Source organism: Nocardia acidivorans NBRC 108247 (assembly GCF_001625085.1).
In the GTDB taxonomy this organism is placed as follows: domain Bacteria; phylum Actinomycetota; class Actinomycetes; order Mycobacteriales; family Mycobacteriaceae; genus Nocardia; species Nocardia acidivorans.
This window is the reverse complement of the sequence record NZ_BDAW01000012.1, coordinates 116,128-138,921: the sequence shown is the minus strand read 5'-3', so window position 1 is coordinate 138,921 and position 22,794 is coordinate 116,128. Positions and strand designations below refer to the sequence as shown.

Genomic DNA, 22,794 nt, shown 5'->3' with positions numbered 1-22,794 from the left:
TGCGTCACCTCTGATTTCAGGACCACGCGGGGCCGGCGGCGGGTACTTCGCGCACCACCGTGCCCTCGATGAGTCCGTAGGGGCGGTCGGCGGCCCAGAACACCTCGTTGTCATTGACCATGCCGAACGGCGACAGGTCGACCTCGAAGTGATGCTTATTGGGCAGGGTCAGCTTGACCTCGGCGATATCGGAGCAGGTCTCAAGAACGCGCTCGCCCATCTCGTACAGGGTCTGCTGCAACGAGAGGCTGTGGGTATCGGCGAACGCCTGCAGCAGGCAGCGCTTGACCACCTCGTAGTTCTTGTCCCACTCGACATTCTCGGTCGAGTGCCGCCACTGCGCGTTCACCTCGGTGGCCAGCACACGGTCGCGGGTCTCGCGCAGCGTGGTGTATTTGTCCTTGATGAAGCCGTGGAATTCGGATTTGGTGGTGTTCAGGACGGTCAGATCCTTCAGACCCGACACCACCCAGGCACGGTCGCCGTCGTAATGCACCAGAGCGGTGCGGGTTTCGCGGCCCGAGCGTACGAACGAGTGCGGATGGGCGTTGAGCCCCACCACATTTCGCTCCCACTCGTACTCCTCGAGTTCGACGCGGGCGTGATCGATGGTGGGCTGGGAGTCCACGAAGTGGCGGGCCAGCTTCAGGCCGAAATCCTCCGGGGAGGCGATACCGTGCTGCTTGGCGAAGGCGAAGACGGTGTTCTTCTGCGTATCGGTGGGCAGCACCGCGGCATTGTCGCCGGTCAGGTGCACTTCCTCCATATCACCGGAGAGCGCGACGCTGACATTGAGATCGCGAATCTGGTGTTTGGTCCCGTTCTTGTTCACCCGCACCACGCGGGTCTCCGCCTTGCCATAGCGGTTGGGACCGAGCTTGATCGACATTGTCAGCTACCTCGATATGTGGAGAAGGAGTAGGGGCTCAGCAGCAGCGGCACGTGATAGTGCTGCGCCGGATCGATGACGGTGAAGGCGATGCTCACCTCGGGGTAGAACGGGCTCAGGTCGCCGGTGTCGAAGATCAGCCGGTGCACACCCGGTTCGGGGGCGGGCAGATCCTTGATGCGACCGTCCGCATCGGTCCTGCCGCGGGCGAGCAGGGTGCCGTCGGCGGCTTCCAACCGCACCGACACGCCGTCCGCGGGGCGACCGGTGGCCGCATTCAGCACATGGGTGGACAGGCTCATATCAACCCCAGCAATTTGCGGATACGCAGCCGGGTGATGGCGGCCAGTTCGGCGCGAACCACGGCGCGTTCGGCCTCGACCGAATTGCCCAGGCGGCGCTCGAGTTCGGCGAGCATCTCCGCGGCGGTGCGGCCGGTGGCGCGGATCAGGAAGATGTGACCGAACTGGTTCTCATAGGCCACGTTCAAATCCGCGAGCCTGATCTTGACCTGATCGGAGGCGAGGTCCGCACCGGACTGTTCGTCCCTCGACCACTGCGCCTCCCGCTGCGCGAATTCTCCCGAAACACCTTCGGCGCGCGGGGTTTCCGCGCGCTCGCCGATGCGCGGATGAGCCGCGAGGGCCTCCTCTATATCCGTCCAGTCGAGGGCGTCCAGGCCCCAGAGCGCGGCCTGCATGAGGCTGGACTCGTCGATGTACGGCCGACCGGCCACCATCTTGCGGGCCCATTCCCGCGAGGCGCAGCAGGTGAGCAGCTGGGGCTCGGCCTCTTCCAGGGGCAGCGACCCGAGCCATTCCAGGCGACCCGACATCCGACCTCCATCCATTGGCGACTTGCCCGATAAGTACATCCGCCGGGGACCGTCGGCGGCAGGGACGAGACCTCCGAACCTGTGGTCCAGTTCACAACACCCGTTTTGTAGATACATCCAAGCCGGTAACCCGGAGGTCATTGGCTGTTAGCGTGGGCAATCATGCGGTTGCGTTCTCTGCTCGCCCTGACCGAAGCCGGTCTGGAACTGGTCTCCGGGGAGGACGAACTCGAAAGGTTCGTTCGCTGGGTGGTTACTACAGACATGCTCGACCCTGCCAGATATCTCTCCGGCGGGGAACTGGTGCTGACCGGATTGCAATGGCGGAGCGGGCCGCAGGACAGCGAGGTGTTCATCTCCGCGCTCGCGCGCGCCAAGGTCGCCGCGGTGGCCGCGGGCGATGCCAAGTACGGCGCGCCGCCGCCGGATCTGGTGGCGGCCTGCGAGCGGTATCGCATCCCGCTGTTCCGGGTGCCCGAGGATATCGCCTTCGCCACCGTCACCGAGCAGGTCAATCGGAATCTCTCGACCGGGCGGGCGGCGGATCTGGCCGCGATTCTGGACCGGCATCGCCAGCTCGTCTCCGGTGGCGGATTGAATTCGGTGCTCGAGCTGATCCACCGGAATCTGGGCACGCCGTGCTGGGTGGTCTCCTCCACCGGACGGGTGGTGGCCGGACCCCAGCAGCCGCTCTCGGCACAGGTGCAGGCCGCCTGCCTATCGGCGCAGCGATTGCCCGACACGTGTTCGCTGGACGGTAGCCTGTTCTCACTGTTCGCCGTCGACGCGGACGGAACCTCGCGGGTCGCGGACTGGTTCATGGTGTTCGAGAGCGATTACAAGGACTGGCCCGAGGAACATCGCGCGATTATCGGCGAACTCGCGGCAGTCGTGGCGCTCGAGCGTGTCCGCCAGGACGACCGGCAGAACGCCGAGGGACGCCTGGCCCAGGAGCTCATCGAACTGGTCGTCTCCGATGCCAAACCGGCCGAGATCGTCTCCCGGCTGGAGCTCACCGGACTCGCGCTGTCCGAGCGGTATCTCGCGGTCGCGGCCACCGCCGACTCGGGTGCGGTGCGGCCCAGGGAATTACGATCACTGTTGCGCGAAATCCTTTACGGCAGAAGCCCGGCCGCCGGTGTGGTGGACGGCGAGGCCATCGCACTGGTTCCCATCGATGACGACGGCAATCTCGAGGATCGCATTCATCGCGCGGTCGAGGCGCTCGAACCCGGTTTGCAGGGCAGTCGGCTCGCGGTGGGCATCAGCGGCGGCGTGGACGGTGAAAGTCTGCGTGGCGCTGTCGAAGAGGCGCGCTATGCCCGGCGGATGGCGGCCGAACGCGATCAGCCCACCAGTGTGGTGCGCCATGACGAGCTGGCCACGCATATGTTGCTGCTGGCCAGCGTGCCCGATGAGGTGCGGCGGATGTTCCGGGTGCGGCTGCTGGATCCCCTCGCCACCTACGATCGGGACAATCGGGCCGATCTGGTGCACACCCTGGAGACCTTCCTACAGGTGTCGGGCTCGTGGTCCAAGTGCGCGGATCTGCTGCACGTGCACGTGAATACGCTGCGCTATCGGGTGCAGCGGATCGAGGAACTCACCGAGCGTGATCTGTCCCGGCTCGAGGATCGCGTCGACTTCTTCCTGGCGCTGGCATTGCGCTGAATCGCCGCCCCGGCACACGCGGCATTGCCGCCCCGGCACCACGCTGCACTGCCACCCCCGGCACCCCGCTGCACTGCCACCCCCAGCACCGCGCTGCACCGCCGCCCCAGCACCGCGCTGCATTGCTCCGGCGAATTCACCTGCCTGTTGTGCGGGTGCCAACGGGATCTGCCAGAGTCGGCATATGACTCGACGCACCCGCGGCGTATGCGCGGTCCTGTTCGGCGCGCTGCTGCTCGCCGGATGCGGTACAACCGACGGCCCCGCGCCCACCACATCCACTGCGACACCGGCGATTTCGACCGGTGACCTGCCCGCCGCGCAGCCGGGTGAGGTGCATCTGTTCGGCATCAACGATCTGCACGGGAATCTGCAACCGCCGACCGGGAGCAATGGGCAGATCGGCGGTGCGCAGGCGGGCGGAGCGGCCTATCTGGCTGCGCATCTGGCCAGGTTGAAGGCCGCCTATCCGGCCAGCGCCATTGTGGCCTCGGGGGACAATGTCGGGGCGAGTCCGCTCATCTCGGCGCTCTTCCACGATGAGCCGACCATCGATTTCATGAATTCGATCGGGGTGGCCGCGTCCTCGGTCGGAAATCACGAATTCGACCACGGCGTAGTGGAATTGGCACGCTTGCAGCAGGGCGGTTGTGCGGCGGACGGCTGTGTGCCGGGCCAGCCGTTCACCGGTGCGAAGTTCCCGTATCTGGCCGCCAATGTCACCGACGCCACGGGCAAGCTGCCGAATGGCTTGCGGCCCTGGACGATGCTGGAGGTCGGCGGGCACAAGATCGGCGTGGTCGGCACCGTCACCACCGATACCGCCAATATCGTGCTGCCCGAGGGTATTCGGGGCTACAGCTTCGGCAATGAGGCCGACGCGATCAACAAGTACTTGCCCGAGATGAAGGCCGCGGGCGCGGAGACCGTGGTCGCGGTGCTGCACGACGGCGGAGCGCAGCGCACCAAGGGCGCGCCGGTCGACTACAACGGGTGCGCCGATATCACCTCCCCGGTCACCGATTTGGCGAACCGCACCGATGCGGCGGTCAAGGTGCTGTTCACCGCGCACACCCATCAGGCGTACAACTGCACCGTCAACGGCAAGGTCATCACCCAGGCGGCCTCCTTCGGGCGACTGATCACCGATGTCACGCTGCGGTTCCACGACGGCAGCGTGGATGCCGAGGCCGTCAACCGCATGGTGACCCGCGATATCACCCCCGACCCGGCCGCAACCCAGCTGGTGAATTTCTTCGCGGACCAGTCCAAACCGCTCGCCGAACGGGTGATCGGCACCGCCACCGCGGCACTGCCCGCCGATGTCGCGCCCACCGGCGATTCACCGCTCGGCGATCTCCTGGCCGACGCCATGCTCGACAGCACCGCCGCCGCCGGAGCGGTGGCCGCGCTCATGAATCCGGGTGGAGTGCGCGCCGGTCTCCCCGCCGGGCCGATCACCTACGAGCGGGCATACACGGTGCAGCCCTTCGGAAATCAAGTGGTCACCGTCACCCTGACCGGACAGCAGATCATCGACCTGCTCGAACAGCAATGGGACAACGTCAGCAAGCAGGCCGTGCTCTCCCTCGCGGGCCTGACCTACGCCTACTCCGATGCCGCCCCCAAAGGCCACAAAGTCCTCGCCGACACCGTCCGCATCGCCGGTCAACCCCTGAACCCCGTTGCCTCCTACCGCATCTCGACCAACAACTTCCTCTCCTCGGGCGGCGACGGCTTCACCGTCTTCACCCGCGCCACCGACCTCCAGGTCGGCCCGATAGACCTCGACGCCTTCGAGGCGTACCTGCGTAAGCACGGCGCGGTAGCACCCGCCCCCACCCGAATCGAACGCCGCTGACCTACTCCGGGTCGGGTTGTGCCGGTTGTGACACCGCACCGCTCCCCCGCGCCGTCCTTCGAGTCGCGAATTACTGTGCGGCCCTGGACCCCGGCCCGCACACCGCCGCCACCTCGACTCGCTCACCCGCCAGGCTCATGGGTCGAAGACCCCCACCTGTCCCGGTCACCTCCACCGCGGACCTCCTCTTCGGCCGGCCCGCCGCCTACCGGCTGGATCTGCGCACCTACGCCCCGGCGGAAACCGCTGCGGCCCTGAACAAACCGATCCTGCTCCGGCAGGGCGTCCGCGACTATCAGGTCACGACCACCGACGACCTCCCCGCCTGGCAACAAGCCCTCGCCGACCACCCCGATGCTCGAATCCACCTCTACGACTCCGACGACCACATGTTCTTTCCCGGCACCGGTCCCTCCACGCCCACCGCCTATCAAGCCCCCCGCCCACCTCGACCCCGCCGTCGTCACCGATATCGCCGACTGGCTCCACCGCGACCGCCCACCCAGCCTCCTCGACCGCCTGATCAATCAATTTCGGCGCTGACGGCAGATACGCCATACCTCCGCATACACCCACTACGCTGCGCCCGCACATAGACTTCAGCTCATGTCCGCCATCTTCGACTGGGCACGACCGGAGAATATCCAGCCCGAGCCGATCACCCTCGAGATCTGGCGCGAACTCCCCGAGGAGTTCTGCCGCTTGGTCGAAGTGGTCAATGGCGATGCCGTGCGCGCTGAATCCCCGAGCCGAGCGCATCAGAAGGCCGTGCACCGCTTGCTCACGATGCTGGAGGCCGCGGCGCGTGACCACATGGTGGAGGATCCGTCGGTCTGTCTGGACGCGAACCAAGACTTCGATGTCGTTCTCTGGGAAGCGCCCCGCGCGACGATTCGCCGCCCGGACGTCGCCTTGTTCGAATGCGTTCCCGCCGAGGTCCGACCGGTACCGGCATGGCATTTGAAGCTCGTGGTCGAGGTCATCTCCCCGAGCCACATCAAGACCGATCGCCTGGAGAAGATGAGTGAATACGCCGCCGCCGGAATCCCCTGGTATTGGCTGGTCAGCGTCTCCGACAGCGAAGTCACCGCGATCGAGACCTTCGGCCTCGACCACAGCGCCGGCCATTACCGTCCAGCTCAGACCCTCAAGCCCGGCACCGGCTTCGCCATCGAACTCCCCATCCGAATTCAACTCGACTGGGAACAGCTGACCAATCTCATCCTCTGACAGGCACGGTGCGGGTAGCACCTCCGCTCATCGTGACTCGGAACAACCCACGCGCGCGGTAGGCGCGGGGCGCGCGCACTGCTAGCGTCTGCGGCGTGAGCACAAGCCAGGGTCCGCCACAGCCGAAATATGTTCGTTCGCAGCGCCTTTGGCGGACGGTGCGCCGGATCGCGTTCGGGGGACTGGTGGTCGCCCTGTTGGCGGTGGTGGGGTTCTTTCTGCAGGGCGTGCCGCAGGGGACCTGTTCGTGTGCGGTGGTCGATCCGGACAAGGCGGTGGCGGGGGCGGCGGCGGTCTTCATCGGGACGCCGACGAAGGTGCTGCACGGGCGGGATTCGGATCTGTACGAGTTCCAGGTGACCGAGGTGTTCAGCGGTGAGGTGGGTGCCGTGACCACGGTGGGGACGAGCACCAGGACCGAGTGCAATACCGCCTTCGTGGTCGGGCGGCCGAGCCTGCTGCTGGTGTCCGCGCCGGTGTCGGCGGGGGCACGGTGGCAGGCGCACGGGTGCGGACCCGATGTGAGCGCGGCCGAATTGCGGGCGACCGCGCAGATCACGTACGGCCCCGCGCACCCGCCGCGGGGCGACGGCGCCGAGATCACGACGTGGACCCGCTTCACCTACAAAGTGCCTCGTACCCTGCAATCTCTGATTCTGGCCGCACTCGGTTGCATAGGTGTGGCCGGGTATGCGACATGGGAGCTGTATCGAACGCAGCGGTCCGCGCCGAATGAATCCGGGGAAGGCGATACGATCGCCGAGTGAGTACCTACCGGCACCGCGTCACGCCGCCGCCGCTCCGCTGAGCGGGCGCACCGGCTGAATCTCGCCGCACGCACCGGCTGACCCCGACGGGCAGTCCGGAATTTCGTGCGCCCGTTCTCGAATTTCGTCATGACGATTCGACTACGGAGTACACGACTGTGTCAGAGAGATTGTCCGGGACCGCTGCCATTCTGCTCGCGGCGGTGCTGTGGGGCAGTACCGGGACCGCGGCCGCCTTCGCGCCCGCCGGGACGCCCGCCGGTGCGGTGGGATCGGCCGGGCTCACCTTCGGCGGGCTGCTGCTGTTCCTCACCTCGCGAGGTAATCGATTACAGCCCAATGGATTCGAACGACGACTGCTCGCTCTGGGCGCGGTGGCGGTCGCGGTCTATCCGGTGACCTTCTATCCGGCGGTGGCACGGACGGGTGTCGCGGTCGCGACCGTGACCGCGCTCGGGAGCGCACCGGTATTCGCGGGATTACTGCTCTGGGCGACCGGACAGGGCAGACCGAGCAGCCGATGGACCGTCTCGACGGTGCTGGCCGTAATCGGCTGTGCCGTCTTGGTTCTGGGACCGCAGCTGACCGGTTCGGGAACGCCGGTGGACCTGATCGGCATCGCCCTCGCCGCCTGCGGTGGCCTGACCTACACCGTCTACTCGCTCGCGGGCGCGAAACTCATTGCGCGCGGCCATCCTTCGGGCGCGGTCATGGGGATCATGTTCGGCACGGCCGGGCTCCTGGTATCCCCGGTGGTGCTGCACGCCGGAATCCATTGGCTGGCAACACCGCGAGGCGCGCTGGTCGCACTGCACCTCGCGGTGTTCACCTGCTTGCTGGCCTATCGCCTGTTCGGATATGGACTGCGGCACACCGGCGTCGGCGTCGCGACGACCCTCACCCTCGCCGAACCGGCGGTCGCCGCCGTACTGGGCGTCGGCATCCTCGGCGAACGGCTACCACCGCTGTCCTGGGGCGGAACAGCCGTGCTGGCACTGGGTTTGGTACTGCTTACGCTGCCGTCACCGGGCCCGGTTGTTCGAGCTTGGAATGCTTTCGCGAGTAGAGGAAGTACACGACCAGGCCGACGACCAGCCAGATCGCGAAGCGCAACCAGGTCTCCCAGGGCAGCGACCAGATCAGGTAGATCGAGAATCCGATACCGACGACCGGAACCACCGGCATGAGCGGCAACCGGAATTCGCGGGGTTCATCGGGGCGCTTGTAGCGCAGGATCATCACCGCGACGCTGACCACGATGAAGGCCATCAGAATGCCGATATTCGTCAGCTCCGCAACGGTATTGATGGGCAGCACACCCGCCAGAACGGCCGATCCGACACCGACGATCCAGGTGACCCGGGTCGGCACCCTGCGGGTGGGATGGGTTTTGGCGAACCATCCCGGCAGCAGACCGTCGCGGCTCATGGCGTACCAGACGCGGGTCACCGCGAGCATGAACGCCAGCACCACCGTCGCGATGCCGACGATCGCGCCGACCGCGATGATATTCGCGATCCCCGGCAGCCCAACGGCTTTGAACGCACTGGAGAAGCCGCTGGTCGGATTGATCTCGGTGTACTTCTGCATGCCGGTCAGCACCAGCGTCGCCAGCACGTACAGCACCATGGCGATGGCCAGGGAGTACAGAATCGCCTTGGGCAGATGCCTTTTCGCCTCGGTGGACTCCTCGGCCGCGGTGCTCATGGCGTCATAGCCGAAGACCGCGAAGAACACCGTCGCCGCGCCCGTCCACACCGCGGCATGACCGTACGGGAAGTACGGCGTGTAATTGGCGCTGTCGATATGGAATACACCCAGCCCGATGATCAACAGCACCACCGCGACCTTGACCGCCACGAAGAAGGTTTCGAAGCGCCCGACGCTCTTGATCCCGCGGGTCAGCACGAAGGCGGTGCCCAGGCAGAACAGCACCGCGAATACATCCACCACATGCCCGTCCCCGGTCCCGGACGCGCCGAGCATCCAGTCCGGCAGAGTCACACCGATCTGATCGAGCAGAAAATTGAAGTATCCGGAGACGCCGATGGCCACCACCGCCGAGACCGCCGTGTACTCGAGCAGCAGATCCCATCCGATGAACCAGCCGCCCAACTCCCCCAGCGACACATAGCCGTACGTGTACGCCGAACCCGCTTTGGGCACCATGCCCGCGAATTCGGCATAACACAGCGCCGCACACGCACTCGCCACACCGGCGATGAGGAATGACACCAGCACCGCGGGCCCGGCCGTCTTATTGGCCACCGATCCCGCCAGCGAGAAGATCCCCGCACCGATGATGCCGCCGACCCCGATGGCGGTCAGCTGCCACAACCCCAGATGCCGGGCCAGCCGCTCATCGGCCGGCGTATCGTCCTCGATCTCCCCGATCGGTTTGCGCCGCACGATCTGACTACGCAATTCCGCCATGGACATACCGCGTCCCTCCGTCCCGCCGCGCCCTCGTCGGCGCGGCTCGACCCGTCCGAGATCGCTCCATCCGATCACGGACCCCCGCGATTTGTCCGGATATCGGCGGCCTGTTATCGGCCGGTAACTCCAGTGCCGGGCCGTGCGTCTCCGGCCCGAGTCACCGGAGCCGTCCGCCACCCGTGAACGGACGGGGATCACACCAGATTGATCGAGTCCAGGAACCGCTCACCCACTTCGGCGTCACCGTCGAGGGTCACATCACAACTGCGCCACGCGCGGCGAGTGGTGGCCCAGGCCGGAAACTCCAATGCCCGGCCGTGGATGCGAACCGCGGCCCCCGCCTCATCGGAAAGAGTGACCCGCAATCGATTTCGCGGCGCGGGGGTGATCCGCCAGGTCCCGCCGCCGGGCCCGGACAGGGTGAGCGCCACCGTCGACTCCAACCACCGCAATCGCGTCCGCTGCGACTGTTCGAGCAGCGCGGTCAACCAGTCCAGGATCGCGGTCATGCGGCGCGCATCGGTGTGCGGTGCGGGCAACCCCAGCGCCGGGGCGATGTCATGCCGCAGGTGCGTATGCCAGTCGAATACGTACAGCCCCGGAAAGATTCGCAGCGGATACCATCCGAGCTCACCGACCCGCAGGGGCAGCGCACCGATCCCCGGCAGCGTCGCCGCGCTCAACCCGGCGATCCCTCGAGAACTCCACGTCGCGAAGTCCGCCAGCGCCTCTTCCGGTGTGCCCGAACCACTCTCGGCGACCACATCGGCATTCATCCGCTCGATCTGCCGAGAAGTCATGGCCCGCAACGCCGCCGGGGTAATGGCGGCCCGGGTCACCGCCGCCAGGTGCACCACCACATCCCGCACGCTCCACCCCGCCGCGGCACTGGGCATGGCCCACTCCCGCGCACTCAACCCGCCACACAGGTCGAGCACACTCGCCCGCTCGTCCCGCAGTGCCGCCAAGGAATCCGAACGCCCCACCCGCATCGTCGTCACAGCGACAACCTACCGGCGCACGGGGGCGAATCCCCCGGCGTCGAGCGAATCGGAGGGTTACTTCGCCGGAGCGGGTGCGGGTGCGGGTGAATTGATGGTGGTGAAATACTGCGCCGCGGCCAGCAGCGCGACCGGCGCGGTTACCAGCAGCGCACCCGCCAGCGTCCCGAGGGTGCCCAGCGCCAGGATTCCACCCAGGCAGCCGATCGCGGCGGCGGGCAGCAAGCCGCCGAACAGGCCGATCAGCGCGGCCGAGGCGACGGTGGCACCGGCGATACCGCCGAGCACACAGCCGACCGCAGCACCGCCGATGCCGCCGACCGTGGTGCCGATGGTGCCGCCCATCTGAATGGTCGAGGAGAGCCGCGCCCAGGCCGCCTGTTCCCGCTCGTACTGCGTCTTCCACGGTGCCTGTTCGTCGAACGGCAGCGCCACCGGCTGATAGACGGCGTGCTCGCGATCGAAGAGCGGGGTCAGCGCGGCGGTGCGGCCGGTGATATCGGCGGCGATGGGGAAGACGAAATCGTCTACCCGGAAAGACAATTCGGCTCCGGCCAGCACGGTTCCACCGGTCGACTCGATCTTGAAGACGCCGTTCTCGACGACCATCGATCCGGAATCGGTTGTGATGACCGCTCCGCGCTCGGTGGTCGCGCTCGTGTAGTTCACGGCCGCGTCCGGTGCGGGCGCCGCATTCGCGACGCCCGCGCCGACGGTCAGGGTGGCGATCAGCGTTCCGGCGGCAATGACGGTTCTGCTCATGGATTTCCTCATCTGATGTGTGAAGCAGCTCGCAACAGCGAGCGAATGTGACGGCAATAACACCACACATGAACGCAGAGTTCAATACCAGACAATATGTCCAACATTGGTAAGCCTGTTCAAGAACGTCTCTGGCGTGAAAAATGCCCCCGATGCTCGAAAGCATCAGGGGCGCAGGAGATTGGGTGGATCAGGCAGGCGGTTCGCCCTCGAAGCCGATGGCCCAGTACCGCCCGTGCAGCGACAGATTGCGCAGCATATCGGCGATCTCATCCAGCGGAACCGGCGGCGGATCGGACTCCAGCCACCAGCGCAGCAGCGCGGTCTGCTCACCCACCCAGGCGCGCGCGACCACATCGATATCGATTCGCGGTGTGACGCCGAGGTTTTCGGCCCGCGCCGCGAAGGCCGCCGCGACCGCGGCGCTGCGGTCGTCATCGAAACGGCGCAGCGCCCTGCCGTCGCCCTCACCGCGCAGGATCACCCGATAGGCATCCCGCTCCTCCAGTGCGTGCCGGAACATCTCGAGCACCGGTTTGCCGGTAAATCCCACATCGGAGACATCGGCGAGCGGGCGCAGCCGCGCCTCCAGCTCGTCGAGCAGATCGGTGACGACGTGACTGAGCAGGTCGTCCTTATCGGTGTAGTGCGTGTAGAACGTGGCGCGGCCCAGATCGGCCCGCGCGGTGATGTCCTCGACGGTCACGTTGGCGTAGCCGCGTTCCAGCGCCAGTCCCACCAGGGCGTCCCGCAGGGCGCGACGGCTGCGGCGGACGCGGCGGTCTTCGGGAGGCACGAGCGCCCCTTCCTAGAGGTTCGGCAGTCCGGGTCAGCTTAGCCGTTGTTGACACAGCGGCCGTAAATACACACGATGTCCAATATCAGTCACTGTGTCGGTTTGGAGTCTTGTCGATGAATCTGGGTGGTTATCTGACCCGAAGTGCCACGTTCTGGCCCGAGCGGGAGGCGCTGGTCTGCGGCTCACAGCGCTGGACCTACCGACAACTGGAGTCCGAGGCGAACCGGCTCGCGGCGGCGTTGAGTGCGCACGGCGTCGAGCCGGGCGAAGCGGTCGCCACCTTCGCGGCGAACCGCGGTGAACTGGTGGTGACCGAGATGGCGCTGTCCAAGGGCGGTTTCGTCCGGGTACCCGTCAATGCCCGGCTCGGCGGTGCGGAGCTGGCGCATGTGCTGCGCGATGCCGAGGTGCGGGTACTGTTCGCGGACTCCGCACACGCGGCCGCCGCGTATACCGCCATCGCCGAGGCCGGAATCACTTGCACGGTGATCGATTACGACGGTGCCGCCGCCGAGGGCTATGCGCAGTTCATCGCCGAGGCGGCGGATCGACCCATCGCGGTCGAGGTGGCGCTCAACGATCCGGCGGTGCTCAACTACACCTCTGGCTCCACCGGATCCCTGAAGGCCGCGGTGCAGACCACCGGAAATCGGCTGGCCAATATGCGCAAACGCCTGATGAGCCCGGGCTCGGCCCCCCACCTGCATGAGCGATACCTGGCTCCCGGGCCGATCACGCACGCCTCCGGCATGGTGCTGCTGTCGATTCTCGCCCGAGGTGGAGCGGTGGTCGTCCTGCCCACCTTCGATCCCGAGACCTTCCTGCGCACCATCGAAACCGAGCGCATCACGGCCACTTTCGTGGTGCCGACCATGCTGAACATGCTCATGCGGCATCCGGCGGTCCAGCAGGTGGACCTGTCGAGCCTGCGTACCCTCGGGGTGGGCGGTGCACCGGTATCGCCGCAGCGGCTGCGCGATGCGGTCGACCTCTTCGGGCCGATCGTCATGCAGGGCTACGGCCTGGGCGAAACCACCAGTGGGATCACTGTTTTGACGGCAGAGGAGATCGCGCACGCCATCGAATCCGATGCCGAACTGCTCTCCTCATGCGGTCGCCCGGTCTTCGACACCGAGGTCCGGGTGGTGGACGAGGCCGGAAATCCGTTGCCCGCCGGGGAGATCGGCGAGATCGTGGCGCGCGGTCCGGATTGTGTGCGCGAGTATTTCCATGAGCCGGAGCTGTCCGCCGAGACCTTCCGCAACGGATGGGTGCACACCGGCGATATCGGCTACTTCCGGCATGACGGCTATCTGTTCATCGTGGACCGCAAGAAGGACATGATCATCTCCGGCGGTTTCAACATCTACTGCAGCGAGGTCGAGGCCGCCCTCTACGAGCACCCCGCGATCGCGGAGGTCTGCGTGGTCGGCGTACCAGACGAGCAGTGGGGTGAGGCGGTCAAAGCCGTTGTCGTGACCCGTTCCGGATCGACCACCGACGAGCGCGAGCTGATCGAACACTGCGCGAACCGGCTGGCGCGGATGAAGAAGCCTCGGACGGTGGATTTCGTCGACGCGCTGCCGGTCAATCGCAATGGCAAGCTCGACCGCCGCGCGGTCCGCGAGCGCTACTGGGGCACAGCCGACCGGCGCGTGAACTGAAAACGGAGAATCACAATGCCTTTCACCCTCATGCCCAGTTACGACGACAATCCGCGATTGCGGGATCTGGTCGCACGCCTGCGTACCTATCTCGACGGCGAATTGGCCGACTACGAGTCAGGGCTCGGACTCACCCGCGAATCCCGTTACACCCGAGCGGATTTGGAGCCGGTCTGGCAGCGCAGTCGCGAACTCGGCTTCTACGGCATCCATCTCCCGGCCGAATACGGCGGCCAGGGGCTGAGCTTCACCGAACTCGCCGCGCTCAAGGAGGAGATCGGGGCCTCGCCGCGCATACTGGCGACCTCGGTCCTCGGCGATATGGGAGGACCGCTGCGGGTCGGCTCGATCTTCGAGTACGCCACGCCTTTTCAGCTGGAGAAGTATCTGCTGCCGGTCCTGCGCGGTGAACGCGCCTGCTGCTTCTCACTGACCGAACAGGACGCGGGCTCGGATGTGCGGGGCATTCTCACCACCGCCACCCCCGACGGTGCCGGGTGGCGGCTCAATGGTCACAAGGTGTTCTCCTCGGCCGGACCGTTCGCCGATTTCTCCGTCCTCATCGCGCGCATGGCCGATGCCTCGGGCACGCCGATCGACTCCTATTCGGCCTTCCTGGTCGACCTCGATGCACCCGGATGCACTGTGGCCGAAGGGGATCTGCCGATGTCGGGCGAGCATATCGAGGCCGACATCATCCTCAGCGACTGCTATGTCGGCCCGGAACAGCTGCTCGGCGAGAGCGGGCAGGGCCTGCGCATCGGGCTCGGCCGGGTCACCGTCAATCGGCTGCTGCACTGTCCCACCGCGCTCGGCGGGGCCCGGAGGGCACTGGAACTCTCTGTGGGCCATGCCAAGTCCCGCATGGTCAATGGCGCGCCACTGGGCATGCTGCAATCGATTCAGCATCGGCTCGCGGATATGGCCACCGACTACTACGCGGCACGCGCCATGACCTATGACGCGCTCGCGGCCCTGGATGCCGGGCAGCGACCGCGGGTCGAGGCGTTCATGTGCAAATTGTTCGTGGCCGAGAAGGCATTCGGCATCGCCGACGACGCGGTGCAGATCCACGGCAAGGCCGGAGTCGTCCGCGGCGGTGAGATCGAAGCCCTGTTCCAGCGATTGCGCATGTTCCGCATTCTCACCGGATCCTCGGAGATCCAGCGTAATGGCATCGCCCGGCAACTGCTGCTGACATGACCGGCGCACTCGACACCGCGCCGGTGGACCGCGAACCCGATTACCGATTCACCCTCGCCAATGAGCGCACCTTCCTGGCCTGGATTCGCACCGGGCTCGGACTGCTCGCGGGCGGAGTCGCGGTGAGCCAGTTATATTTTCCGCATACCGATGCCCCGGTGCTGCGCGCGGTCGGGGCCGTGTGCGTGGCGATGGCGTGCCTGATCGCCGTCGGGGCCTTCCTACAGTGGCGACGGGTGCAGGCGGCCATGCGCGCCGACGCGCCGCTGCCCCGCCCGCCGCTGGTGATCCTCACGGTGGCCGGGGTGTGCCTGGCCGCCGCACTGTCGATCGCGCTGGTGGCCTGGTGAGTTCAGCACCGGATTCGCGGTCCGAGCGCACCGCCGATGAGTCACCGTCCGGGCTGCAACCCGAGCGCACCATTCTGGCTTGGCGACGGACGGTGCTGACGGGCGCCGCCACGATGCTGGTACTCGCCCGCAATATGCTGGTGAGCCACACCGTTTGGGCCGCAATCGGTTTCGTCGCACTGTGCTTTACCACGGTCACTTTGACCGCCACCGCATTCCTCCGCATCCGCCGTTACCGCGGCGCACCGGCAGATCCGCGACCGATTCCGGCCTTGCCCGCCGCGATCGCCTGCGCGGGCATTGCCGCAGCGTCCATAGGCGCGCTCCCGACGCCGTAATCAGTTGGCCCACAGCATTTTCTACCCACACCCCCTTCACGGAGGCTCGCCATCGAGGTCGAGCCGGAGCAGGAGCGACTCGATGACGCGAATCGCGCGGAATGATGATTTAATGTGGGCGCGAGGGTTTCTCGACCCGGCTCATGTGCGCCAGCACGCCACTGCGGTCTCGGAGAACGGTCCGACCCGCGCGGTCCAGCGAGGTGACACGGACCCCTGGCCGCTACCCCATGACGAGCGGGATCTGGGTGAGCTGCCGATCGCGTGGACCCACGGGCGAAAAGTGCCGCTGTCGCGGGCTCTCGCCGAATCCGACAGTGACGCACTGGTGGTCCTGCATCGCGGGCGGGTGGTCTACGAGTCCTACTTGCACGGTTATCGGGCGCACCAGCCGCACCTGAACGGCTCCGCGGCCAAATCATACTTCGGACTACTGGTCGCGATGATCGAACATCAGGGTCTGCTGCGCCGAGATGCCCTGACGCGCAGTTACATTCCCGAACTCGCGGGAACCGGATTCGGCGACGCCACCGTCGAGCAACTGATGCATATGACCACCCATGTGCGATTCGCCGACCGGCCCTACGACCGCGTCCTGGAGGCCCATCGCTACTGGGCCGTGGTGACGCCGAGCCTGCGCCCGCAGGGCTACACCGGGCCGACCACCATTCTCGACCATCTCGCCACCGCCCGTGCGGCCGGACCCTACGGGCACAAATTCCGTTATGAGAACGGCAATGTCGAGACCATGGCCGAGATTCTGCGGCGTGTCACCGGCGTCTCGACCGCCGAGCTGTTCGGCGAACTGATCTGGTCCCGGATCGGTGCCGCACAGGACGGCCTGTATCTGCTCGACAGCGCGGGCGATGAGATGGCCTGCGGCGGATTCGCGGCCACCGCAATGGATATCGCACGCCTGGGCGAGATGCTGCGCCGCGGTGGTGCGATCGGCGATCGGCAGATCATTCCGGCCGAGGTGGTTGCCACCATCGGCCGGGTGCCCGACGGCGCGACCAGGCGCGTCACCGCACCCCGCGCGAGTGCCGATGCGCCCGCGACCATGAGCTATCACGATTTCTGGTGGCTGCTCGATGATGCGCACGGGTCGTATATGGCCAGTGGCATCCACGGTCAGCGCCTGTTCGTCGCCCCCGGATCGGACCTGGTCATCGTGCACTTCGGCGCGCATATCCTGTCCCCCGCGGTGCCGCCGCCACCACTGGTGCCGATGTTCGCCCAGATCGCAGCCGCAGTCGCCGGACCGGTCCCGGAGACGGCCCGGTGACCACCCCGATCGCGACCGACGCGATGCCCCGGCGGGGCCGCAATCTCGCCCTGCTGACCGCTTCGCACGCCATGGACAATGCCGAAACCAGCGTGATCAGCGTGCTTTTCCCGATGATTCGCGAGGCGCTCGGACTCTCGGCGACCGCGCTTGGCGCACTGGTCGCGGCGGGCAAGATCGTCGGCACGGTGGCCGCGCTGCCGTGGGTATTCCTGGCCCGGCGGTACCGGCGCAAGAACGTACTCGCGATCTGCGCGGGCTTCTGGGGACTGTGGGCCATGGCGGCCGGACTGTCGACGACATTCGCGCAATTGCTCATCCTGACCACGCTCGCCGCGGCCGGGTTCGCCGGCGCGGGTCCGATCGCACTGGGCATGGTCGGTGATCTGTACGACGACAGCGGGCGTGGCCGCGCGACCGGAATGTTTTATGCGGGAACGGCATTGGCCACCGGTATCGCCGCGCCCCTGTTCGGGCGACTGTCGGGAATCGAGAACGGCTGGTGCTACGGGTTCTTCCTGTCCGGTGGCGTCTGCGTCATCGTCGGCGTGCTGATCCTGCTGTTCCTGCGGGATCCCGGCACCGGCGGCCACACCGCCGCGGCGGGCGGCACCGCCGAATCGCTCGGCGGCAAGGCCCGCACGGTGCGCGCCGGATTGCGAGAACTGTTCGGGATTCCCACATTCCGGCTGATTCTCGTCCAGCGCCTGTGCTCGGGACAGAATGTGATCATGAGCTTCGGCACCGCCTTCCTGGTGCACGATCGCGGCTTCTCCACCGCCACCGCGTCGATGGTGGCGCTGCCCTTCGCACTCGGCTACATCGCGGGCACGCTGATTGGCGGCCGCGTCAATGACCGGGTACATCGGGCGCTACCGTCCAGCGGTCGCATCATCATGCTGCAGCTGAGCCAATTGGCCTTCGCGGCAGCGGCTTTCCTCGCCATCGGGATCGCATGGGCCTCCATCGGGGCCTATGTCGCGATCTTCGCGATGGTGGGCTTCCTCCAGGGGCAGGTCCCGGTGGTGAATCGGCCCCTGGTCATGGCGGTGGTGCCGGCGCCGCTGCGACCGCTGGGATTCGCGGTCTCGGTCTCGGCGGCGGACGGACTCGCCTACGGTCTCTACTCACTGCTGACCGGTGTCCTCGGCGATGCGATCGGGCTGGAGGGTGGACTCCTGCTCGTCACCGTCGTGCTCACCACCGTCAACGGATTGGCCTGCGCCACCCTGTATCGCCCGTATGCCCGGGACAGCATCGACGTCCTCCGCACCGTCCACCACTGAGCGGGCGATATCGATCAGGCGGCGACGGGTGCGGCGGGCATGGCCGCGCAGCAGGCCGAAGGCGGGTCCGGGGGCAGGCCGGTGCGTTCGGCGAGCATGCCCCTGGCCTGTGCGATCAGCACGCGGCTGTCCAGGGCCTGTCGCAGACGGTCGTTGCGGATGCGGGCGTCGGTCAGGGCTCTGGTGTGCCAGAGCGCGCCGGCGGCGAGGCCGACCGGGGCGTCACCGCAGCCCACGTCGCCCGCGGTGACCCTGCCGGGTCTGTCGCCGAATAGTTTCAGCGCGCCGAGCGGTTCTCCGACCCACAGCAGGGGAAGCGAGCGCACGCTGCGCGGGCCCAGGCGCGCGGAGCGGAGGGCGAAGGCGGGGTGCGGACGCATTCGGGAAATGTCATCGATCGCGAGGGGGCGACCGGTGCGGCAGGCGTCCACGCAGGGGCCGGCGGCGCGCCGCAACCGGAGCAGGGGTGTGGTCCGCGTATATCATCGCTCCTGTCCAGCTCAGCTCACGGATATCGGAGTCGGTGGGGTCTGGGGCGGTGAGTCCGGAGTCACACGGTCTCCGGGAGCCGAGTGCATGATCCGAGCACGTGGATTTTATCGCCAATCCGGCTGCGGGATACGAAAATCATTGCAAGCCAGTCGGTCTCGGCTTCTCGATGAACGAGTTCGGAGGTTCGTGCCAATGATCTGCGAAAAGAGGTCATGTCACTCTTTGTCGGCCATACTGGGCCGATGATGGACGAGCAGGAGCGGCGCACCATCGAACAGGTCGTCGCCGCGGGATCACCGCAGGACATCGGCTGGTTCCGCTTCTGGTTCGACGACAACCGCTGGGAGTGGTCGCCCGAGGTGGCCCGCATGCACGGCTACGGCCCCGACGAGGTCACCCCGACCACCGAGCTGTTGCTGTCGCACAAGCATCCGGAGGACCGCGAGCGGGTGGAGGCCGATCTGGTCACCTCGGTCCGCGACCACGCGCCGTTCTCCAGTCGCCATCGGATCGTCGACACCGCGGGCGAGACCCATCACGTCATCGTGGTCTCCGATGCCGTCACCGATGACAAGAACGACGTCGTCGGCACCGCGGGCTATTACGTCGACCTCACCGACGTCGTCGCCGAACAGCGCAATGAGGTGCTGGGCGAACTGCTCCCGGAGATGGTCGAACACCGCGCCCGGATCGAACAGGCCAAGGGTCTGCTCATGATGACCTACGGCATCAATGCCGATCAGGCGTTCCGGGTGCTGGTCTGGCGGTCACAGGAGACCAATATGAAGCTCCGCGTGCTGGCCGAGCGAATCATCGCCAAACTCGACGAACTGCCGCCCACCGCGCCCGCTCTGCGCAGCAGGTTCGACCATCTGCTGCTCACGGTTCATCAAGACATGCCGCCGACGTAGGTGTCCCGGATTGCTCGCGTGTCGCTGCGGAGCAATATCTGAAATGTCCGATTTCATTGCGGTTGATGACGCGAATCGGCAGGATCTGGCGGGCGACATTCGTCGTGGCAATGGCATTGACCACGGTCTCGGTGTGGCCCGGGAGCGCATACGCACGACAGGAGACGATCTGTCTCACCGGAACACTCACCTACACCCGGCCCGATGCCGAGGCGGGCACCGCGCTGCCCATGGTGACTTCCCCGGCCCGCAATGCCAATTGGGCGCTGTACGGCACCGCGCATCCCGGATTCTTCGATCGCCCGCTGGCCGCGGACCTCACCGACCGCGACGGTAAATTCACCGCCTGCGCCGACGGGGTCGCGGGATCGGATCTGTATCTGAGCTTCATCGCCGAGAGTTCCGCGCTGTGGCAGGTGCTGCCCCAGCGCGGGGACACCGAACAGCCGTACGCCTTCACGGTCCCGGCGAAAACGGTCACCGGCACCCGTGACCTGGGCACGGTGGCGGTACCGGACGAGATGGCCGGTGCGTGGAAGGTGCTCGACACCCTGAATCTGCTGTGGTGGAAACGCCCGGCCGCGGCGGGCGACTGCTGGACCCCGCAGACGCGCTGCACCGGTATTTCGGTGATCTGGCCGTCGCCGGGCGGTCGCAACGGGAATTCCTATTTCACCACGGCGGGATTCATCTATCTCACCGAGGATGATGCGAATACCCGGCATGTGACGCTCCACGAGGCCGGGCACAATCTGCAATGGCTCTGGCAGCACGAACAATGGCCGGACGTCAGCAATTGCAACCCGCACTACATCAATCTGGCCTCCTCACCGTCCTGTGCGTTCACCGAGGGATTCGCCGATGCGGTGGCCATGTACGCCCTCGATGATTACCGGTTCGTCTGGAGCTCGGGCTTTTCCGCGAATCTGGAGAATGACGCCGCCACCCGGAATTGGGATATCGGGGATTCGGTCGAAGGCCGCGTAGCCACTTCGCTCGTCGATCTCTGGCATGGTCCGGACCAGGGCTGGGACGGGACCCTGGCCATCTTCGGCAAAACCGTGCCGGACAACTTCCATGATTACTTCTACAACGACCGTCCCACCGAAAACCTCAGCACCACAGGCCAAGCCGCCACCATCATTCACAATCACACCGCCGACCAATCCAGCCCCAATGGCGCGGCCGGTCCGCAACCCATCGACGAGTCGGCCCGCAATAAACCTCTCGGTCCACCCGACAATGATCCGGGCGTGAAAGTCGAGCCCAGGCATCAATGGAAGAGCGCCCATCGGCATTGGACGCTGCGCCCGCCGCATCCGCGTCCCGCGCCCTGAATCCCGAGCTCGCGGGCCAGTTACCGACCGGAAAGTCTTGTCCGAAGTACGATCGGGATCATGCGGTCCATTTGGAAGGGCTCCATCGCGTTCGGGTTGGTCAATGTTCCCGTGAAGGTCTATACCGCCACGGAGGACCACGACATCAAGTTCCATCAGGTGCACGCCGCCGACGGGGGGCGCATTCGGTACGAGCGGGTCTGCACGGTGGACGGCCAGCCGGTGCAGTACGCCGATATCGACAAGGCGTATGAATCACCGGACGGGGATCGGGTCATCCTCACCGATGAGGACTTCAGCAAACTGCCCGCGGCCGAGAAGCATGAGATACCGGTGCTGCAGTTCGTCCCCGCCGAGCAGATCGATCCGATCCTCTTCGACAAGAGCTACTATCTGGAACCCGATTCCAATACGCCCAAAGCCTATGTGCTGCTGGCGAAGACGCTGGAACAGACGGAGCGCATCGCGCTGGTGCACTTCACGCTGCGGCAGAAGACGCGGCTCGGGGCGCTGCGGGTGCGGGACGGGGTGCTGGTACTGCAGACCATGCTGTGGCCCGATGAGGTGCGCTCGGTGGCCTTCGACAAACTCGACGATGTCTTCGCGCCGCGCCCGCAGGAGTTGCAGATGGCCGAGACGCTGGTGGACACCCTCTCGGACGACTTCGATCCGACCCAGTACGTGGACGAGTATCAGATCGAATTGAAGAAGATGCTCGACGAGGCCATCGCCAGTGGCAGCGGCAAGGTCACCCGGGCGCCCGAGACCGCCGCGCCGGAGATGGATGCGGAGGTGGTGGACCTGGTCGCGGCCCTGCAGCGCAGTCTGGAGGCATCCGGGCGCGGTGGCTCGAAGGCTCCGGCCGCCAAGAAGGCGCCCGCCAAAGCGGCGGCCAAGAGCACCGCGGCGGGCAAGAAGCCCGCCAAGAAGGCGGCGAAGAAGGCGGCGAAGAAGGCTCCGGCCAAGCAAACTCGCAAGGGAGCTTGAAACCGGCCGGTTGCTCGAATCGCGGGCCGGAGCCGGTGGGTATGGCATCTACCTGGCAAACTGTCCGGTATGGAACCCGCCATAGCCATCGTCCCCATGGGACTCGGACACCTGCGCCAGGTCCTGGATCTGGGCTACGAGGTGTTCGACACCTCCACCAAGCCGTATACGTCGTGGTCGCTCACCTCGGTGGCCGAGCATATGGACAGCCCCAGCCGCTCCTGTTGGGTGGCGGTGGATTCGGATCGCGTGGTGGGATTCGTCCTCGGATCGATGGAGTTCGAACTGCGCGACGACTGGGCGTATCTGGAATGGATCGCGGTCGCACCGGATACGCAGGGGCGCGGCATCGCCGGGCGACTCATGTCGGCCTGCTGCGACACCCTGTTCCAGGCCGGGGCGCGCCGGATCGTCACCGATGTGGAAATCCACAACACCGCCTCGGCGGCGCTGATGAAGCGCAACGGCTTCAGCGAGGGCACCACCGTAACGCTGTTCGTACGGCCGAATCCAACACCGGTCAGCGAGGAGACCGCCGCGGCGGGCGACAGCGATCAGGTGACTTTGACCCCCGGGACCAAGCGGGAACTGATTCGCAAGGGGCGCATAGCCGGTGAGGGCGGACGCCCGCGCATCAGCCGATAGGTTGTCGCACCGGGTTCGACGGCGAAAGCTGTCGGACCCCTTCGC

22 protein-coding genes and 1 pseudogene are annotated in these 22,794 nt (G+C 66.4%); 15 read left to right on the top strand and 8 right to left on the bottom strand.

Translation table 11 applies throughout. The features are described from left to right. Window positions 1-16: 16 nt before the first annotated feature. From pucL to uraD, 3 genes are read right to left on the bottom strand one after another with little or no spacing between them, the layout of a single operon-like run. Window positions 17-889: a factor-independent urate hydroxylase gene (gene pucL / locus NA10_RS06760; protein ID WP_067564710.1), complete on the bottom strand. Its 873-nt coding sequence runs from the start codon at window positions 887-889 to the stop codon at window positions 17-19. A 2-nt stretch (window positions 890-891) separates the two neighbouring features. Further along, window positions 892-1,191, bottom strand: coding sequence for a hydroxyisourate hydrolase (uraH, locus tag NA10_RS06755; RefSeq protein ID WP_067564708.1), 300 nt, complete (start codon window positions 1,189-1,191; stop codon window positions 892-894). After that, window positions 1,188-1,724 carry a 2-oxo-4-hydroxy-4-carboxy-5-ureidoimidazoline decarboxylase gene (gene uraD / locus NA10_RS06750; RefSeq protein ID WP_067564706.1) on the bottom strand — a complete coding sequence of 179 codons (537 nt, stop codon included), beginning with the start codon at window positions 1,722-1,724 and terminating at the stop codon, window positions 1,188-1,190. Before uraD ends, uraH begins: the two co-directional genes overlap by 4 nt. A 162-nt stretch (window positions 1,725-1,886) precedes the next feature. Here uraD and NA10_RS06745 point away from each other — a divergent pair, with 162 nt between their 5' ends. From NA10_RS06745 to NA10_RS35340, 5 genes and pseudogenes are all read left to right on the top strand, one after another. Continuing rightward, a complete protein-coding gene (locus NA10_RS06745) occupies window positions 1,887-3,395 on the top strand; it encodes a PucR family transcriptional regulator (RefSeq protein ID WP_067564704.1) in 1,509 nt (502 codons plus the stop codon). Window positions 3,396-3,579: 184 nt separating this feature from the next. Then, window positions 3,580-5,256 (top strand): bifunctional metallophosphatase/5'-nucleotidase, encoded by a 1,677-nt coding sequence (locus NA10_RS06740; RefSeq protein ID WP_084514372.1) that lies wholly within the window; start codon window positions 3,580-3,582, stop codon window positions 5,254-5,256. A 606-nt stretch (window positions 5,257-5,862) separates the two neighbouring features. Beyond that, window positions 5,863-6,486 (top strand): Uma2 family endonuclease, encoded by a 624-nt coding sequence (locus NA10_RS06730; RefSeq protein WP_067564700.1) that lies wholly within the window; start codon window positions 5,863-5,865, stop codon window positions 6,484-6,486. A gap of 95 nt (window positions 6,487-6,581) precedes the next feature. Further along, on the top strand, window positions 6,582-7,253 hold the full coding sequence (locus NA10_RS06725; protein WP_157556143.1) for a hypothetical protein: 672 nt from the start codon (window positions 6,582-6,584) through the stop codon (window positions 7,251-7,253). A 158-nt stretch (window positions 7,254-7,411) separates the two neighbouring features. After that, window positions 7,412-8,209, top strand: a pseudogene (locus tag NA10_RS35340) (EamA family transporter); the annotation flags it as partial. Between the two features lie 55 nt (window positions 8,210-8,264). Here NA10_RS35340 and NA10_RS38510 read toward each other — a convergent pair. The 4 genes from NA10_RS38510 to NA10_RS06700 form a co-directional block, all read right to left on the bottom strand. Further along, entirely contained in the window at window positions 8,265-9,692 is a 1,428-nt protein-coding gene (locus NA10_RS38510) for an amino acid permease (RefSeq protein WP_067564694.1), read from the bottom strand. 191 nt (window positions 9,693-9,883) lie between these two features. After that, a complete protein-coding gene (locus NA10_RS06710; RefSeq protein ID WP_067564692.1) occupies window positions 9,884-10,681 on the bottom strand; it encodes a maleylpyruvate isomerase N-terminal domain-containing protein in 798 nt (265 codons plus the stop codon). 66 nt (window positions 10,682-10,747) lie between these two features. Beyond that, window positions 10,748-11,452: a DUF8020 domain-containing protein gene (locus NA10_RS06705; RefSeq protein ID WP_067564906.1), complete on the bottom strand. Its 705-nt coding sequence runs from the start codon at window positions 11,450-11,452 to the stop codon at window positions 10,748-10,750. Between the two features lie 190 nt (window positions 11,453-11,642). Continuing rightward, window positions 11,643-12,248: a TetR/AcrR family transcriptional regulator gene (locus NA10_RS06700; RefSeq protein WP_067564690.1), complete on the bottom strand. Its 606-nt coding sequence runs from the start codon at window positions 12,246-12,248 to the stop codon at window positions 11,643-11,645. Window positions 12,249-12,364: 116 nt separating this feature from the next. Between NA10_RS06700 and NA10_RS06695 the strand changes: the two genes are divergently transcribed. From NA10_RS06695 to NA10_RS35335, 6 genes are all read left to right on the top strand, one after another. Further along, window positions 12,365-13,915: an acyl-CoA synthetase gene (locus NA10_RS06695; RefSeq protein ID WP_067564689.1), complete on the top strand. Its 1,551-nt coding sequence runs from the start codon at window positions 12,365-12,367 to the stop codon at window positions 13,913-13,915. Between the two features lie 15 nt (window positions 13,916-13,930). Next, window positions 13,931-15,118 (top strand): acyl-CoA dehydrogenase family protein, encoded by a 1,188-nt coding sequence (locus NA10_RS06690; RefSeq protein WP_067564687.1) that lies wholly within the window; start codon window positions 13,931-13,933, stop codon window positions 15,116-15,118. Beyond that, window positions 15,115-15,468, top strand: a complete 354-nt coding sequence (locus tag NA10_RS06685) for a YidH family protein (protein WP_067564685.1) — start codon at window positions 15,115-15,117, stop codon at window positions 15,466-15,468. Before NA10_RS06690 ends, NA10_RS06685 begins: the two co-directional genes overlap by 4 nt. Beyond that, window positions 15,465-15,806 (top strand): DUF202 domain-containing protein, encoded by a 342-nt coding sequence (locus NA10_RS06680; protein ID WP_067564683.1) that lies wholly within the window; start codon window positions 15,465-15,467, stop codon window positions 15,804-15,806. Before NA10_RS06685 ends, NA10_RS06680 begins: the two co-directional genes overlap by 4 nt. A gap of 112 nt (window positions 15,807-15,918) precedes the next feature. Beyond that, complete coding sequence (locus NA10_RS06675; protein WP_245677067.1) at window positions 15,919-17,091, top strand: serine hydrolase domain-containing protein; 1,173 nt, start codon at window positions 15,919-15,921, stop codon at window positions 17,089-17,091. Next, the gene (locus tag NA10_RS35335) at window positions 17,088-18,377 is read left to right on the top strand and encodes an MFS transporter (protein WP_245677066.1); all 1,290 of its coding nucleotides are present in this window, start codon (window positions 17,088-17,090) and stop codon (window positions 18,375-18,377) included. The genes NA10_RS06675 and NA10_RS35335 overlap by 4 nt, the downstream gene beginning before the upstream one ends. Before the next feature lie 14 nt (window positions 18,378-18,391). Here the strand turns inward: NA10_RS35335 and NA10_RS06665 are convergent, their stop codons facing one another. Continuing rightward, window positions 18,392-18,757, bottom strand: a complete 366-nt coding sequence (locus NA10_RS06665; RefSeq protein WP_157556139.1) for an ANTAR domain-containing protein — start codon at window positions 18,755-18,757, stop codon at window positions 18,392-18,394. A 354-nt stretch (window positions 18,758-19,111) separates the two neighbouring features. On the opposite strand from NA10_RS06665, the gene NA10_RS06660 reads away from it, so the two are divergent. The 4 genes from NA10_RS06660 (at window position 19,112) to NA10_RS06645 (ending at window position 22,749) form a co-directional block, all read left to right on the top strand. Next, window positions 19,112-19,780 carry a PAS and ANTAR domain-containing protein gene (locus tag NA10_RS06660; RefSeq protein WP_067564678.1) on the top strand — a complete coding sequence of 223 codons (669 nt, stop codon included), beginning with the start codon at window positions 19,112-19,114 and terminating at the stop codon, window positions 19,778-19,780. A gap of 65 nt (window positions 19,781-19,845) precedes the next feature. Further along, on the top strand, window positions 19,846-21,117 hold the full coding sequence (locus NA10_RS06655) for a hypothetical protein (protein WP_067564677.1): 1,272 nt from the start codon (window positions 19,846-19,848) through the stop codon (window positions 21,115-21,117). 60 nt (window positions 21,118-21,177) lie between these two features. Next, a complete protein-coding gene (gene ku / locus NA10_RS06650; protein ID WP_067564675.1) occupies window positions 21,178-22,104 on the top strand; it encodes a non-homologous end joining protein Ku in 927 nt (308 codons plus the stop codon). Between the two features lie 69 nt (window positions 22,105-22,173). After that, window positions 22,174-22,749, top strand: coding sequence for a GNAT family N-acetyltransferase (locus NA10_RS06645; protein ID WP_067564673.1), 576 nt, complete (start codon window positions 22,174-22,176; stop codon window positions 22,747-22,749). Window positions 22,750-22,794: the final 45 nt, after the last annotated feature.